The organism is Altererythrobacter sp. CAU 1778, assembly GCF_054482795.1.
Genome location: NZ_JBTLRP010000002.1, coordinates 355,139 through 370,908, shown reverse-complemented (window position 1 = coordinate 370,908; position 15,770 = coordinate 355,139). Strand labels below are relative to the sequence as shown.

Annotated in this window: 11 protein-coding genes; 5 read left to right on the top strand and 6 right to left on the bottom strand. The window is 64.1% G+C overall.

All coding sequences use genetic code 11. The features are described from left to right. Nucleotides 1-19: 19 nt before the first annotated feature. The 5 genes from ACXYN8_RS09860 to ACXYN8_RS09840 all read right to left on the bottom strand — a co-directional run bounded on the left by ACXYN8_RS09860 (nucleotide 20) and on the right by ACXYN8_RS09840 (nucleotide 4,395). Complete coding sequence (locus tag ACXYN8_RS09860) at nucleotides 20-1,198, bottom strand: acetyl-CoA C-acyltransferase (RefSeq protein WP_458889261.1); 1,179 nt, start codon at nucleotides 1,196-1,198, stop codon at nucleotides 20-22. Nucleotides 1,199-1,241: 43 nt separating this feature from the next. Beyond that, nucleotides 1,242-1,691 carry a MaoC family dehydratase gene (locus tag ACXYN8_RS09855; RefSeq protein ID WP_458889260.1) on the bottom strand — a complete coding sequence of 150 codons (450 nt, stop codon included), beginning with the start codon at nucleotides 1,689-1,691 and terminating at the stop codon, nucleotides 1,242-1,244. A 78-nt stretch (nucleotides 1,692-1,769) separates the two neighbouring features. Further along, nucleotides 1,770-2,882, bottom strand: coding sequence for an acyltransferase family protein (locus ACXYN8_RS09850; RefSeq protein WP_458889259.1), 1,113 nt, complete (start codon nucleotides 2,880-2,882; stop codon nucleotides 1,770-1,772). Next, on the bottom strand, nucleotides 2,879-4,258 hold the full coding sequence (locus tag ACXYN8_RS09845) for a DUF5935 domain-containing protein (RefSeq protein ID WP_458889258.1): 1,380 nt from the start codon (nucleotides 4,256-4,258) through the stop codon (nucleotides 2,879-2,881). Before ACXYN8_RS09845 ends, ACXYN8_RS09850 begins: the two co-directional genes overlap by 4 nt. Next, entirely contained in the window at nucleotides 4,255-4,395 is a 141-nt protein-coding gene (locus ACXYN8_RS09840) for a hypothetical protein (RefSeq protein WP_458889257.1), read from the bottom strand. The genes ACXYN8_RS09845 and ACXYN8_RS09840 overlap by 4 nt, the downstream gene beginning before the upstream one ends. Before the next feature lie 98 nt (nucleotides 4,396-4,493). On the opposite strand from ACXYN8_RS09840, the gene ACXYN8_RS09835 reads away from it, so the two are divergent. The 5 genes from ACXYN8_RS09835 to ACXYN8_RS09815 all read left to right on the top strand — a co-directional run bounded on the left by ACXYN8_RS09835 (nucleotide 4,494) and on the right by ACXYN8_RS09815 (nucleotide 15,062). Beyond that, nucleotides 4,494-5,729 (top strand): TIGR04063 family PEP-CTERM/XrtA system glycosyltransferase, encoded by a 1,236-nt coding sequence (locus ACXYN8_RS09835; RefSeq protein WP_458889256.1) that lies wholly within the window; start codon nucleotides 4,494-4,496, stop codon nucleotides 5,727-5,729. A gap of 47 nt (nucleotides 5,730-5,776) precedes the next feature. Continuing rightward, nucleotides 5,777-7,585 (top strand): hypothetical protein, encoded by a 1,809-nt coding sequence (locus tag ACXYN8_RS09830; protein WP_458889255.1) that lies wholly within the window; start codon nucleotides 5,777-5,779, stop codon nucleotides 7,583-7,585. A gap of 196 nt (nucleotides 7,586-7,781) precedes the next feature. Next, complete coding sequence (gene gltB, locus ACXYN8_RS09825) at nucleotides 7,782-12,470, top strand: glutamate synthase large subunit (RefSeq protein WP_458889254.1); 4,689 nt, start codon at nucleotides 7,782-7,784, stop codon at nucleotides 12,468-12,470. An 11-nt stretch (nucleotides 12,471-12,481) separates the two neighbouring features. Then, nucleotides 12,482-13,918 carry a glutamate synthase subunit beta gene (locus ACXYN8_RS09820; protein WP_458889253.1) on the top strand — a complete coding sequence of 479 codons (1,437 nt, stop codon included), beginning with the start codon at nucleotides 12,482-12,484 and terminating at the stop codon, nucleotides 13,916-13,918. A gap of 130 nt (nucleotides 13,919-14,048) precedes the next feature. Next, entirely contained in the window at nucleotides 14,049-15,062 is a 1,014-nt protein-coding gene (locus ACXYN8_RS09815; RefSeq protein ID WP_458889252.1) for a sensor histidine kinase, read from the top strand. Between the two features lie 6 nt (nucleotides 15,063-15,068). Here ACXYN8_RS09815 and ACXYN8_RS09810 read toward each other — a convergent pair whose 3' ends face one another. Then, nucleotides 15,069-15,749, bottom strand: coding sequence for a uracil-DNA glycosylase (locus ACXYN8_RS09810; protein WP_458889251.1), 681 nt, complete (start codon nucleotides 15,747-15,749; stop codon nucleotides 15,069-15,071). Nucleotides 15,750-15,770 lie beyond the last annotated feature (21 nt).

The following is a 15,770-nucleotide window of genomic DNA, read 5'->3' as shown; positions in this document are numbered from 1 at the left end:
GCCCCGTAAAGGGCGGAGGTCAGAGCACTTCGAAAAGCGTTGCCGCACCCTGCCCGCCGCCGACGCACATGGTGACGACGACGTACTTTGCCCCGCGACGCTTGCCTTCGATCAGCGCGTGCCCGGTGCAGCGCGCGCCGGTCATGCCGAAAGGGTGGCCGATGGAAATCGAGCCGCCGTTGACGTTGAGCAGCTCGTTCGGGATGCCGAGCTTGTCGCGGCAGTACAGCACCTGGACGGCGAACGCCTCGTTCAGTTCCCACAGGCCGATGTCGTCCATCTTCAGCCCACTGCGCTCGAGCAGCTTGGGGATGGCGTAGACTGGTCCGATGCCCATTTCGTCAGGCTCCGTGCCCGCTGCCGCCATGCAGACGTAGCGGCCAAGCGGCTGTAGCCCGCGCTTCTCGGCGACTTTTGCTTCCATCAGCACGCAGGCCGAGGAACCGTCCGACAGCTGGCTGGCGTTGCCTGCGGTGATCGTGTGACCTTCGCCCATCACCGGCTTCAGGCTGGCAAGGCCTTCCAGCGTGGTCTCCGGACGATTGCATTCGTCCTTGGTCGCGGTGACCTGCTGGTAGGAAACTTCCTTCGTTTCCTTGTCCATCACTGCCATGATCGCTTCGCACGGGACGATTTCGTCGTCGAACCTGCCCGCTTCCTGCGCGGCGGCGGTGCGCTGCTGCGACTGGAGCGAATATTCGTCCTGCGCTTCGCGGCTGATGTTGTAACGCTTCGCGACGACTTCCGCCGTGCCGATCATCGGCATGTAGGTGTCCTTGTGCATCGCCAGCAGCTCGGGATCGGGCTCGATGAACATCTTGTCGCCGCGGATCTTGGAGATCGATTCGACCCCGCCCGCGACGCAGATGTCCATGTTGTCGACGATGATCTGCTTCGCCGCGGTGGCGATCGACATCACGCCGGAGGAGCACTGGCGGTCCAGCGACATGGCGGGGACGGTCACTGGCAGGCCGGCGCGCAAGGCGACCAGACGTGCGATGTTTGGCGACTGCGATCCCTGCTGCATCGCCGCGCCGAACACCATGTCGTCGACCTCTCCGCCTTCGATGCCGGCCCGTTCCACCGCGGCCTTGACCGAGTGGGAGCCGAGCGTCGGCGAAGGCGTGTTGTTGAAAGCGCCGCGACCGGCCTTGGTCAGCGGCGTGCGGGCGGTGGAAACGATTACTGCGTCACGCATCGGGGGTATTCCTTGAAGTTTGAATAGTGGATTGTTCGTTTGATCAGACGAAGATCATGCTGATCCATTCGGCGATCAGGGCGGGCTTATCCTCACCCTCGATTTCGATGGTCACTTCGGCGGTGTGCTGCCACTGGCCCGGGCGTTTCTCGACGAATTCGACCAGTTTCCAGTGACCGCGAATGCGCTTGCCGGAGCGGACGGGATTGATGAAGCGCGTCTTGTTGCCGCCGTAGTTCACGCCCATTTTCACACCGTCGATCTTCGGCGTGTCGGCGGTCGACGAGAGGTACGGGATCATCGACAGCGTCAGGAAGCCGTGGGCGATGGTGCCGCCGAACGGCGTCTGTTTCGCACGCTCCGGATCGACGTGGATAAACTGGTGATCGCCGGTCGCTTCGGCGAACTGGTCGATCCGTTCCTGGCTTATTTCGACCCACTCGCTCGTACCGATGTTCTCACCGACCTTCGCGGCCATTTCCTGCGGACTCATGCTCTCTTCTCCCACTGGTTGCGGCGCTTCATGGCGCAAACCCCCAACAGGTGCAAACCGCTTCGTCCTATCGCCCTATCAAGGCGGCGTTGCTGCCCGTTTGAAGCGGGCGAATGCCGGTGCACGTGAGTTAAGCCAGCGTTGCGCGGGTTTTTCGAAGTTGTGGTACAGCATGGCCGACGCACCCAGAACGGTACCGAGATAGAGCGCCAGCCCGCCCCAGCCGATCTGCATATCGCTCCCCACGAAGGCGATCTTGAACAGCACGAACACGAAGAAGTGGGTCAGATAGGTGGCGTAACTGACGTCGCCGAGCCAGCGAAGCACGCGGCCGCCGAGAATCTGCGATATGCGTCCGGTGTCGAGCGCCAGCGAAAGCATCAGGCTGGCAAGAACAGCGGGCGCAAAAACCACTTCGGGCAAGGAAAGCTCGGTCGCGACGATGCCGAGAACTGCGAAGGCGGCGAGGCACCAGAAGGCTGCGCCCTCACGTCCGCGCCATTGCTGCCACAGGGCACAAAGGGCGATGCCGGCGGAAAATTCGGCCAGACAACGTATAAGGCCCATACGCGGTATGTCCTCGCCCAGAGTGGCATAGCCCATGGCGAGGAAACCCGTGGCCAGCACCGCAAACAGCATCGCGACGATCAGCAACAAAATGGCCGGTCGCAGACGTTCCCACGGAACAAGGCACGCCAGCACGGGGAAGATCACGTAAGCTGCCATCTCGGTGCTGATCGACCATGCGGGATGGTTCCAACTCAGCGCTCCGGTGAAGCCCCAGTTCTGCAACAGCAGAATATGCAGCGGCAACTCCTCCAGCGGATAGCCCGCCGTGTCGCGCCCAGTGCCGATCAGCGCCAGCACGAAACCGATCATGCCGAGCAGCACCAGCGCGTGCAGCGGCCAGATGCGGGCAAAGCGTTTCCACCAGAAACCGCGCACTTCGCCGAACCCGTTCGCACGGAAGCGCGGGCCGTAGTTCAACCACATGACGAAGCCCGACAACATGAAGAACAGGTCGACGGCGAGGTAACCCTTGGCGAAGATTTCTATCGCTTCGCCCGGCAGCAATTGTGTCAGGCTGCCGCGAACATGGTAAAGCACCACCATCCATGCCGCGAGACCGCGCAGGCCCGTCAGCGCGTGAAGCTGCGGCACATCGCGTCCGTCGAGCGGTGGTGCGATCATGCGGTCGCTGCCTGCATCCGTTCGCGCTGTCGGCGCAGCTTGCGCTTGCGATCGGCGCCCTTCACGCTCGCCAGCCGCCGGGCGCAGATCGTCGCGAGGCCGGTCTGCAACGAGATGATCAGGAACATGAACGGCTGGAAGGCGATACCCACGAACAGCGCGCCGACCAGCGCCACGATCTGCCCCTGCTGAAGCGCGATCGCCAGCGCCCGCAACCGGGCATCTTCGGCATCATCTGACCTTCGCAGCGCGCGTTGCAGCCGCTCCATCTGCCACAGGCCGATGACGTGAATGGCGATCCACAACCAGAATCCGGGCCAGCCCTGTTCGCCCAGCATCTCGAAATAGGCGGAGTGATAGGCCCGAGCTTCGTCCGTCACCTCGACCCGCTCGATCCTGGTGACGCCGCCCGTGTTCACCTCCGCGCGCGTGTCGTAGGTGAAGCTGTTGCCGAGATAGGCGTCGAACCCGCCGCCAAGCGGATTGTCCTTCACGTAGTCGAGCGTCCATTCCCACACCGCGACGCGGGTAGAGGCCGACGTGTCAGCCTGGAAAGTCGTGATCGTGCCCATGCGTTCGGTATAACTGGCAGGCAGGAACGGCAGCGAAATCAGCCCGAGGACTCCCGCGATTGCCCCCAGCGCGAAACGATGCCGGGCGTGGCGCATCACGAGCAGACCGAGCACGCCGATACACAGCAGCCCCGTGCGGGTCTGCGTGCCGATCGGGATCAGCAGGCAGGCGAGGATCAGAGCCATGGCGAATGTCGTCACCGCCCAGTGGCGCGGAAAGATCGAGCTATGACGCGCGCACCACCACACCAGCGGGATGATGGCGATGGCCGCCATCGACTTTGTGCTGCCTTCGTAAATGCCGGAATTGAGGTCGACCAGGGAAACGAGCGTGCCATAGCCGCCCCCGCCCGAGAAGATCGTCTTGATCCCGCCCGATATCGCGATCGCTCCGATGGAAAGCACGGCGAACAGCGCGGCCGTCTCCAGTCGCAGGCGCGTGCGCAGGGTCAGGGGCAGGAAAATGGCGAATACCATCGTCTTCCAGACCCAGTCCCACTTCGTCAGCGCCGCTTCCGGGAAGTCGGCATTCATCGTGGTGTAGGCGCACCATGCCAGCAGCAGCGCGATCAGGACCTGTCGGAAAGTGAAGCGCGTGCCCGTCTTGTCGTCCATCAACGCCCATCCGGCGAGCGCGAGGACGAAGAAGATCAGCGAGATCGGGACGATCGGCAGGATGACGTAGCCAATCTTCTGCGGCATCACGAGATCGACGTAGAGATACGCCAGCACCCAGATGAAGGGCCGCCGGAAACCGAGCAGGACCAGCCCGGCGAGGAAAGCGATGAGGACGAGCTCGGTCACTCTCGCCCCTCGTCGATGGGTCTGTCGATCGGCGTGTCGGGTGAAGGCTCGTGATCGAGATCGGCGCGCAGCATCAGGCGGACGGCGATATAGCCCATCAGCAGATGCGTTACGGCGATGGCGAAATTGTCGATCAACTCTGAACCTGCTTCACGGCGAGATTTGGCGAATTGGGACGCGGCGTAGCAGCACGCAGTTGACGGCGCGTTAAGCTTGTCGTGGCAAAGGCTCGGCCATGCGCATCCTGCACGTTCTCGACCATTCGCTGCCGCTGCACAGCGGATACACCTTTCGCACCCGCGCCATCCTGAAAGCGCAGATCGCGAACGGGGTGGAAGTGCAGGCAGTGACCGGCCAGCGCCATGTCGAGCCGGTCACCGGCGAAGCGTCTTCGCAAACCCATGACGGGCTGCTTTTTCATCGCACTGCCGGCACGGCGCAGGGGCCGGGCGGCCTCAGGGAATGGCGGGAAATCAACGCGCTCGCCGCCCGCATCGCAGAGCTGGCGAACGACTGGCGACCCGATGTCATTCACGCCCATTCACCCGCGCTTTGCGGCATGGCCGCGCTCAAGGCCGCGCGCCAGCTCGACATTCCGCTGGTCTACGAGATCCGCGCCTTCTGGGAAGATGCCGCCGTCGGCAACGGAACCGGCAGCGAAGGCTCGATCAAGTATCGCCTGACGCGGGGGCTCGAGAACCGCGTCGTCGCCGGGGCGGACGCAGTGTTCACCATCTGCAACGGCCTGCGCGACGATCTGGTTGCTCGCGGGTTCGATGCGGCGAAGATCGGCATCATGCCCAACGGCGTCGATCTGTCGCTCTTCGGGGAAACGCTCGCCCGCGACGATGCTCTGGCTTCGGAACTTGGCATCGGCGAAGGGCCGGTGCTCGGCTTTATCGGCAGCTTCTACGATTACGAGGGTCTGGACGATCTTGTCGCGGCGATGCCACGCTTACTGGAACGCGTGCCCGACGCGCGACTGCTGCTGATCGGGGGCGGACCGATGGAGGCCGCGATACGCGCGCAGGCCGCGGCCCTGCCCTGCGCAGATGCCATCGTCATGCCCGGTCGCGTGCCGCACGACGAGGTGCGCCGTTTCTATTCGCTGTGCGACGTGATGGTTTACCCCCGCAAGGCCATGCGCCTGACGGAGACGGTCACGCCGCTCAAACCCCTCGAAGCGATGGCGCAGCGCAAGCTTGTCGCTGCATCCGCGGTCGGCGGGCACCGCGAACTGCTGACCCACGGCAAGACCGGAACGCTGTTCGCGCCGGATTCTCCGCAGGAAATGGCCGATGCGCTGGCCGACCTTCTTGAAACTCGCGATGACTGGGAAAGCATACGTGCCACCGCGCTCGCCCATGTCCGCGATGCCCACGACTGGGCGACGAACGCTCGTTGTTATCAGGACGTTTACCAACTGCTGCTAGCCGGTCGGACAAGCAGAACCGTGTCGGCGGCGGCCTGAGGCCTCCTCGCCCACGGCCAGAGGGATCGATCAGGGAACGCGCGACGGTGAATGCCACGTCAGACAAGTCCAGGGGCTCTACCCCGCTGAGCGCGCATCCCGTGTTCCCGGCAATCATCGCCCTGTGGTTTGCCGCCCTGATGGGCATCGGGACGCTGATCGTACCCAATGCCCTGTTCGAACAGCTTTCGACTGCCAGCGGCCTGTCCGCAATCGTGCCGGAGGCGGCACCGCCGCTGGGCTTCAAGGCCAAGCTGCTGATCGCCCTTGCCTTCGCGCTGCTCGGCGCCATTACCGGGTTGTTCCTGGGCCTCAAGGTCGCGCGAATGCAGCGGCCACGGCGCGTCCGGCAGCGTGCGGTCAGCACCCAGCCGAAGCGTACCGTTCCGCTCGATGCGCGCCGCGATCTGGGCGAAGCCTTCGACGCTCCGCAGGTGGGAAGGCCTCCTGAAACTGCGCGCCGCCGGGCGCTTACGGTGGGTTCGGAAGAAGGCCTCAGCGAGCTTCTCCAGGCTCCTCCTGCCCCAGTCACAGTTCCGGAAGCAGATGACGCGCTGATCCTGTTCGATCAGGCACCCTTGCCCCGTATGGTCGATGAAAGTGCGTCAGCACCCTCCGCCGCCGATCGCCGCTCGCGCCAGATGTTCCAGCCAGCGGAGCCGGAGCCGCCAGCGCCGATCGCTCAGTTCATCGTCGAGGAAGCTGCCCCTGCCGCGGAGTTCGAAGAGGACGAAGCAGAAGCGCCGACACCCTTTGCCGAATTGCAGGCCGCCATGGGGAAAGTCACCGTAGCTGACGAAGGGGAGGAGCCTTCGGACCCCGCACCGCGCCAGGTGTTCCAGCCACCGATGGCGGAGGAGGCGGCAGACGCCGGACCTTTCGTGGTCGAGTCTGATGACGAGAATGACGAGAGCGAAGAGGAAGTCATCTCCTTCGCCGCGCCCTCGCTCGCGCGGCAGGTGTTCCAGCCGACCGCGGCCGAAGAAAGCGCATCCGATTCTCTCGAGTCGCCTGCAGAGGAAGAGCCGCTACCCGATTGGGAGCAGCAGGACGATCTCGAACTGAACGTCGACGATGAAGTCCACGAAGCGCCGGTTTCGCCGGTGACCGCCGCGACCGTTACGGCCAGACCCGTGACGGAACGCGATCTCGGAACGCTGGGCACGGTAGAATTGGCGGAACGCCTCGCCATAGCCATGACGCGGCGCAATCGCGCGACACAGGGGCAAACCGTACGGCAGGAACCGACGGAATTTACGCCCGCGGCGCCGATCGATGCCGCCCGATCAGAGCCTCAGCCGCAGGCGGGGTTGCGTTTTGCCCAGTCCCGTGTCGCCGATGTTCCGAAAGCGCTGCGCCCCTTCGATGCTGCCAATATCGATGAGCCCGCCGACGAAGAACCTCTGGACCTGACGCTCAGCGACCATGTCGCTGCCCATTCGGCCCCCAACTTCGCCTCCTTCCGCACCAGCTTCACGCTTCAGGATCACATTTCTCACGATCCGGACAGCGACGAGGACGAGGACGAAACCTACAGTTCGCTGCTCGCAATGCGGCCCCAGCCGCGCGTCGTGACCGAACACATCCGGATCGAGGACGAACCCGTGTCCGACGACAGCGGTGAGCCTGCCGTGACCTTCCCCGGTCAGGCACCCCGATCCGCTGCATCGGCATCGCGACTGTTCGACCGCCCGGTCGATGTCTCGGCACCCACAGGGGCCGAAAACTCCGCCGGTTCGATACCGCAACTCAACCCTGAGAACGTGCCTGCGCGCACGCAACTGGAGTCATCGGAGGCCGAACGGCAGTTGCGCTCCGCCCTCGCGACCCTGCAGAAGGTTAGCGGCGTCGCCTGAACGCCTCGCCGGAGTGCAAAGCCCGGCTTTTCCCGGCACAATCCATTGCTCGCAGCTTCGCAGTTGCAAAAATTCCATCATGTCGCCAAAAGAATGGCTCGCGACATTTTAAATCTCTCGTCGAGAGGCTGACTCGCGCTTCGTTTCGGGAAGCTGCGTTTCTCCTTTCGCCGACAGAGCGATTGATGGAGACACGATGGGCAACCGGGCGCCTCGCCAGTTCGAGAACCATGATCTGCCTGCACAGCAGGGCCTGTACGATTCGCGCAACGAGCACGATGCCTGCGGCGTCGGCCTGCTCGCGCATATCAAGGGCGAGAAAAGCCATGGTATCGTCACGCAGGCGCTCGAAATTCTCGCCAATCTCGATCATCGCGGCGCCGTCGGCTCCGACCCGCTGCTGGGCGACGGGGCTGGCATCCTGCTGCAAATTCCCGATCCGATCTTCCGCAAATGGGCCGATGCGAACGGTCACGACCTGCCCACGCCGGGCGATTACGCAGTCGCGATGTGCTTCATGCCGCAGCAGGAACCTGCTCGCGATTTCGTGACGGAGCAGTTCGAAAAGTTCATCATCAAGGAAGGCCAGCGACTGGTCGGCTGGCGCGACGTGCCCGTCAATCAGGACGGGCTCGGCGAAGCGGTGATCGAATCGATGCCGGTCATCCGCCAGTGCGTGATCGCGCGTGGCGAAAACTGCGCCGATCAGGACGCGTTCGAACGCAAGCTGATCGTCATCCGCAAGCAGACGCAGAACCCGCTCAAAAAGCTGGAGGAAAAGCACGGGCTAGAAGGCCTGTCGAAGCTCTACATTCCCAGCTTCTCCAGCCGCACCATCGTCTACAAGGGGCTGCTGCTGGCAACGCAGGTGGGCAGCTTCTACGACGACCTGCGCGATCCGGACTGCATCTCGGCGCTCGGCCTTGTCCACCAGCGCTTCAGCACCAACACCTTCCCCAGCTGGCGGCTGGCGCACCCCTATCGCTTCATGGCGCACAATGGGGAAATCAACACGGTTCGCGGCAATGTGAACTGGATGAACGCCCGTCGCCGGACGATGGAATCGGCGCTGCTCGGCCCCGATCTCGACAAGCTTTGGCCGATCATCCCGCACGGCCAGTCCGACACCGCCTGCCTCGACAATGCGCTCGAGCTGCTGCTGCTCGGCGGATACAGCCTCGCCCATGCGATGATGATGCTGATCCCCGAGGCATGGGCCAAGAATCCGCTGATGAGCCCGGCCCGCCGCGCATTTTACGAATACCACGCCGCGTTGATGGAACCGTGGGACGGCCCGGCCGCGGTGTGCTTCACCGATGGCCGCCAGGTCGGCGCCTGCCTCGACCGCAATGGCCTGCGTCCGGCGCGCTATTGCGTGACGAAGGACGACCTCGTCTGCCTGTCGTCGGAAAGCGGCGTGCTGCCCTTCGCCGAGGAAGACATCGTTCGCAAATGGCGCCTGCAGCCCGGCAGGATGCTGCTGATCGACCTGGAACAGGGCCGCATCATCGAAGACGAGGAGCTCAAAGCCGACCTCGCCGCCGCCCATCCTTATGAAAAGTGGGTCGACCGCGCACAATACAAGCTCGAAGACCTCGACGTGGTGGAGCCGGAGCTTTCCGCCCTGCCCGCACACGATACGACCTTGCTGCAACGCCAGCAGGCTTTCGGGTATACTCAGGAAGACATCACCCGCTTCCTGGAACCGATGGCCGTGGCCGGTGACGATCCGCTCGGCTCGATGGGTACCGACACCCCGCTCGCCGTGCTGAGCGACAAGGCGCGGCTGCTGTACGACTATTTCAAGCAGAACTTCGCGCAGGTCACCAATCCGCCGATCGATCCGATCCGCGAGGAACTGGTGATGAGCCTGCTTTCGATGATCGGCCCGCGCCCCAATCTTCTGGGCCGCGAGGCAGGCGGGCACAAGCGGCTCGAACTGATGCAGCCGATCCTTACCGACAACGACATCGCCAAGATCCGTTCGGTGGAAGCCGGGCTGGACGGCGCCTTCCGCACGGCGACGATCGACACGACGTGGGACGCTTCGGCAGGTCACGAGAATATCGAACTCGCCATCCGCGAAATGTGCTGGGCCGCGACCGAAGCGGTGCTTCAGGATCATAACATCCTGATCCTGTCCGACCGCGCGCAAGGGCCAGACAGGGTGGCCTTCCCCGCCCTGCTCGCCACGGCGGCGATCCACCATCATCTCGTCCGGCAGGGCCTGCGGATGCAGTGCGGCCTGGTGGTCGAGACCGGCGAAGCGCGCGAGGTGCATCATTTCTGCGTCCTGGCAGGCTACGGCGCCGAAGCGATCAATCCCTACGTCGCGCTCGAAACGCTGGAGCACGTGCGCCAGACGAAGGACCTGCCGGTCAGCGCCGAGCAGGCGCAGGCGAACTACATCAAGGCCATCGGCAAGGGCATCATGAAGGTGATGTCGAAGATGGGCATTTCGACCTACCAGTCCTATTGCGGCGCGCAGATTTTCGACGCGGTCGGCCTGTCGAGCGACTTCATCGAAGCCTACTTCACCGGAACCGCGACGACCATCGAGGGTGTCGGGCTGGCCGAAGTGGCGGAAGAAGCGCTGCGGCGCCACCACGCGGCCTATGGCAACAACCCCCTCTACCGGACGATGCTCGATGTCGGCGGCATCTACCAGTACCGCCTGCGGGGCGAGGATCATGCCTGGACCCCCGCCAACGTCGCGCACCTGCAACACGCCGTGCGCGGCGGCGATGGCAAGGGCGATCCCAAGAATTACGCCGAGTTCGCCAAGAGCGTGAACGAGCAGGCGCGACGCCTGCTGACCATTCGCGGCCTGATGCAGTTCAAGCCGGCCGAAAGCGGCGCAATTCCGCTCGAGGACGTCGAACCGGCGGAAAGCATCGTCAAGCGTTTCAGCACCGGCGCAATGAGCTTCGGCTCGATCAGCCATGAAGCGCACTCGACGCTGGCGATTGCCATGAACCGGATCGGTGGCCGCTCCAACACCGGCGAAGGCGGCGAGGAGCCGGAACGCTTCCAGCCGCTCGACAATGGCGATTCCATGCGCAGCCGGATCAAGCAGGTCGCCAGCGGACGGTTCGGTGTGACGACCGAGTATCTGGTCAATGCCGACGACATCCAGATCAAGATGGCGCAAGGCGCGAAGCCCGGCGAAGGCGGCCAGCTGCCCGGTCACAAGGTCGACAAGCGGATCGGCGCAGTGCGTCACTCGACGCCGGGCGTCGGGCTGATCTCGCCTCCGCCGCACCACGACATCTACTCGATCGAGGATCTCGCGCAGCTGATCCACGACCTCAAGAACGTCAATCCGCCCGCCCGCATCTCGGTGAAGCTGGTATCGGAAGTCGGCGTCGGCACGGTCGCGGCAGGCGTATCCAAGTGCAAGGCGGATCACGTCACCATCTCGGGCTACGAAGGCGGGACCGGCGCTTCGCCGCTCACCAGCCTGACCCATGCGGGTTCTCCGTGGGAAATCGGCCTGGCTGAAACGCAACAGACGCTGCTGCTGAACGATCTTCGCAGCCGCATCGCGGTGCAGGTCGATGGCGGCCTTCGCACCGGGCGCGACGTCGCCATCGGCGCGCTGTTGGGCGCGGACGAGTTCGGCTTTGCTACCGCTCCCCTGATCGCGGCTGGCTGCATCATGATGCGCAAGTGTCACCTCAACACCTGCCCCGTCGGCGTGGCGACGCAGAACCCGGAGCTGCGCAAGCGCTTCACCGGCCTGCCCGAACACGTCATCAATTACTTCTTCTTCGTCGCGGACGAACTGCGCGAAATCATGGCTGAGATGGGCTTCCGCACGGTCGAGGAAATGGTCGGCCGGGTCGACCGGCTCGACATGGCCGATGCGATGAGCCACTGGAAGGCGCGCGGCGTCGACCTGCGGCGTATCCTGCATCAGGTCCCGCTGGGAGAAGGCAAGGAACTGCGCCACACCCAGACGCAGGAACACGGCCTTGGCGCAGCGCTCGACAACGATCTGATCGCGGCCTGCAAACCGGCCATCGAGAACGGCGAAAGCGTCGTGATCGAACGGTCCATCCGCAACGTGAACCGCACCGTCGGCGCGATGCTTTCGGGCACGATCGCCAAGAAGTTCGGTCATCAGGGTCTCGCCCCTGACAGCATTCGCATCAATTTCACCGGCGTTGCCGGCCAGAGCTTTGGCGCATGGCTCGCACACGGTGTGACGCTCGATCTGACGGGCGATGCCAACGACTATGTCGGCAAGGGCCTGTCGGGCGGACGGATCATCGTGCAGCAGCCAGAAAGCGCGCCGCGCGATCCCGGCGAGAACATCATCGTCGGCAATACGGTGCTCTACGGCGCCATCGCGGGCGAAGCCTATTTCGAAGGCGTCGCGGGTGAACGTTTTGCCGTGCGCAACTCGGGCGCGGTCGCCGTGGTCGAGGGAACGGGCGATCACGGCTGCGAATACATGACCGGCGGCGTCGTCTGCGTGCTCGGTACCACGGGACGCAACTTTGCCGCAGGCATGAGCGGCGGCATTGCCTATGTCTTCGACGAGAGCGGCGATTTCGCGAAGATGTGCAACATGGCGCAGGTCGATCTGGAGCCGATTTCCCGTGGACCGTCGGCAGAGGACGGCACCGGCCGACCGCAGCAGCGCGGCGAAAGCGTGACCAACTTCGGCATGGGCGATCCGCTCTACCACGACGCCGAACGGCTTCGCATCCTGATCGAGCGGCACAAGCTGCACACCGGCTCCGCCAAAGCAGCCGCGCTGCTCGACGATTGGGACAATGCCATCGACAAGTTCGTGAAAGTCATGCCGAAGGATTACGCCCGCGCGCTCAAGCAGCTCGAGGCGGAACGCAACGAAGCCGCGCAAGTCGCGGCGGAATAAGGGTCAGGACAATGGGCAAGGAAACGGGCTTCCTCGAACTCGACCGTCAGGACCGGGTTTACATCGAACCGGAAAGCCGGCTGCGCAATTACAAGGAATTCGTGATTCCTCACACCGAGGAGCAGCTGCGCGCGCAAGCGAGCCGCTGCATGAATTGCGGCATTCCCTACTGTCACAACGGCTGTCCGGTGAACAACATCATCCCGGACTGGAACCACCTGGTCTACGAGAACGACTGGCGCAACGCGCTCGACGTGCTGCATTCGACCAACAACTTTCCGGAATTCACCGGCCGCGTCTGTCCCGCACCTTGCGAGGCAAGCTGCACGCTCAACATCATCGACCAGCCGGTTACGATCAAGAGCATCGAATGCGCCATCGTCGACCGCGGGTGGGAAGAAGGCTGGATCGAGCCGCAAGTGCCCGAAAAGCGCACCGGCAAGTCGATCGCGGTGGTCGGCAGCGGTCCCGCTGGCATGGCCTGCGCGCAGCAGTTGGCGCGGGTCGGCCATTCGGTCACCCTGTTCGAGAAGAACGACCGCATCGGCGGCCTGCTCCGCTATGGCATTCCCGACTTCAAGATGGAAAAGCATCTGATCAATCGGCGGGCCGTGCAGATGGAAGCCGAAGGCGTCACCTTCAAGACCAGCACGGAAGTCGGCGTCGACGTCTCGATGAATTCGCTGAAGGAGAACTTCGATGCCGTGGTTCTGTCCGGCGGCGCGGAAGACGCGCGTCCGCTGAGCATACCCGGCGCGGAACTGCCCGGCGTCCGGCTGGCGATGGAATTCCTCACCCAGCAGAACAAGCGCAACGCAGGCGATGACGAGAACCGCGCCGCACCGCGTGGAACGCTGACTGCGACGGGCAAGCACGTCGTCGTGATCGGTGGCGGCGATACCGGCAGCGACTGTGTCGGCACCTCTAACCGGCAGGGCGCGGCCAGCGTCACGCAGCTGGAAATTATGCCGCAGCCGCCGGAGAAGGAAGACAAGGCGCTGACCTGGCCCGACTGGCCGCTGAAGATGCGCACCTCTTCCAGCCACGAAGAAGGCGCGAACCGCGATTGGGCCGTTCTGACCAAGCGCGTGGTCGGCGACGGCGAGAAGGTCACCGGCCTCGAATGCGTCCGCGTCGAATGGAAAGGCGGCCAGATGCAGGAGGTCGAAGGCAGCGAATTCACCCTGCCCGCCGATCTCATTCTGCTCGCCATGGGCTTCGTCGGCCCGCGCAAGTCGGGCCTGCTCGACCAGTCGGGTGTCGAACTGACCGATCGCGGCAATGTGTCTGCCGACACGGACAGCTACGCGACGAGCGAGGAAGGCGTATGGGCGTGCGGCGACATGCGCCGCGGACAGAGCCTCGTCGTCTGGGCCATACGCGAAGGTCGGCAGTGTGCCCGCAGCGTGGACGAGGCATTGATGGGGGCAACCGAACTGCCGCGATAGCAGCCTATCTGCGCCCGCGTCGATTTTGTTCGACCGAGCCTTGCAATTCAAGTAACTAGCCGACTTTATCGGTGCAAATGGCCGTTGCGCTGCATGTTGCAGCGACCCGGTTGCGCCCGGAAAGTCTGCAATGCAGCGTCTTGCCCAGTTCGATGTCAGCCGGCAATTCCTCTCGCCAAAGGGGAAGCTCACCGCGCAAGTGGTGTTCGGCGGGCTGTGCGCCTGCGCGATGATCGGGTTGCGATCGCTGTTCGACCTGTGGGCGCCGACGTCCGGCCCCTTCGCGCTGATCTATCCGACGGTCCTGCTGGCAACCTTCTATGGTCACTGGCGCGCGGGCTTGGCGGCGTTCTTCGCCTGCTTCGCATGGGCGTGGTACTTCGTGCTTCCCGCGCCGTCTTCCTTCACGCTGGTCGATCCTTCTGATGGCGCCCGCGTGGCGCTGAATGCGTTTTGCTGCCTCGTCGTGATCGTTTTCGCGGAGGCATTCCGCCGCGCGGCTCACAGCACCATGGCGCAAATCCGCGAGGCTGCCGACCGCCGGCTTACCCTGCTTGCGGAACTGGAACACCGCACGAAGAACAATTTCGCGCTGGTTGCGAGCATGCTTGATCTCCAGCGCCGCCGGGTCGACGATCCGCAGGTGCAGGCGCCGCTGATCGATGCCGTGGGGCGTGTGCGGACCTTTGCGGAAGCCTACTCCAATCTCTCGATGGAGCAGGTGGAGGATGGCGAAGTCGACGTGAAGCTGTACCTCGACGTCATGCTCGACCGGATCGCGGAAGCCGCGTTCCCGCCAAACGTCACGCTGTTCCGCGAAATCGATCGCATGATGCTGCCCCGCGAAGTCGCGGTGGCGATCGGTCTGTATCTCAACGAAGCTGTTTCGAACTGCCTCAAATACGCCTTCCCGGACGGACGGGAAGGAACCGTCGGCATCTACTTCCATGCGCGCGGCGAAGCCTGGATGCTGAGCATCGACGACAATGGTGTCGGCAAGGCCGCACCGAAGGACGGGAACGGCGGCCTCGGCATCACGCTGATGACCGCGTTCGCGCAGCAGGCCGGTGCAACCCACTCCTCCGGTCCGGTCGCCGGCGGCTATCGCGCGCAATTGGGCACGCTGGTAACCAGCGAGGTCTGAGCCCGGTCAGAGCCGCCAGTCGATCGGCGCGCGGCCATGCTGTTCGAGGAAGGCGTTGGCGCGGCTGAACGGCCTCGAACCGAAGAAACCGCGATAGGCGGACAACGGGCTGGGATGCGCGGTCTCGATCAGGCAGTGCCGACCGCTTCGCAGGGCTGCGATCCGCTTCGCCTTTTTCTGCGCATGCGCTCCCCAGAGGATGAAGACGCTTGGCTCCTCCCGCTCCGCTACGGCAGCGACGCAGGCGTCGGTGATCGCCTCCCATCCGCGGCCCGCATGGCTGCCCGCCTTGCCTTCCTCGACGCTCAACGCAGTGTTGAGCAGCAGGACGCCCTGCCGCGCCCAGCTTTCCAGATTGCCGCGTGAAGGCACAGGCAGGCCGCAGTCTGCCTCCAACTCCCTGAATATATTCTTGAGGCTGGGCGGCGGACGCACACCGTCGGGGACAGAAAAGCTCAGACCGTGCGCCTGCCCCGGTCCGTGATACGGATCCTGGCCGAGGATCACGACCCTGACGCTGTCGAGCGGGGTCAGAGAAAGCGCGGCCAGCCTCTGACAGCGCGGCGGGAACACGGCCTTCCCTTCGGCTTCCTGCGCATTTAACCAACCGCACAGCTGCCGTGCCTCGGCGCTTTCCAGCACCGGCTCCAGCGCCGCGCGCCAGCTTTCGGGAACATCGTCGATCATCGCGGCCTTTCCTCTAACCCG

Bases quoted from the DNA above. Each gene is read 5' to 3' on its own strand.
- gltB (WP_458889254.1), top strand. From the start codon at position 7,782: ATGGGCAACCGGGCGCCTCGCCAGTTCGAGAACCATGATCTGCCTGCA.
- ACXYN8_RS09820 (WP_458889253.1), top strand. From the start codon at position 12,482: ATGGGCAAGGAAACGGGCTTCCTCGAACTCGACCGTCAGGACCGGGTT.
- ACXYN8_RS09810 (WP_458889251.1), bottom strand. From the start codon at position 15,749: ATGATCGACGATGTTCCCGAAAGCTGGCGCGCGGCGCTGGAGCCGGTG.
- ACXYN8_RS09815 (WP_458889252.1), top strand. From the start codon at position 14,049: ATGCAGCGTCTTGCCCAGTTCGATGTCAGCCGGCAATTCCTCTCGCCA.
- ACXYN8_RS09850 (WP_458889259.1), bottom strand. From the start codon at position 2,882: ATGATCGCACCACCGCTCGACGGACGCGATGTGCCGCAGCTTCACGCG.
- ACXYN8_RS09855 (WP_458889260.1), bottom strand. From the start codon at position 1,691: ATGAGTCCGCAGGAAATGGCCGCGAAGGTCGGTGAGAACATCGGTACG.
- ACXYN8_RS09860 (WP_458889261.1), bottom strand. From the start codon at position 1,198: ATGCGTGACGCAGTAATCGTTTCCACCGCCCGCACGCCGCTGACCAAG.
- ACXYN8_RS09835 (WP_458889256.1), top strand. From the start codon at position 4,494: ATGCGCATCCTGCACGTTCTCGACCATTCGCTGCCGCTGCACAGCGGA.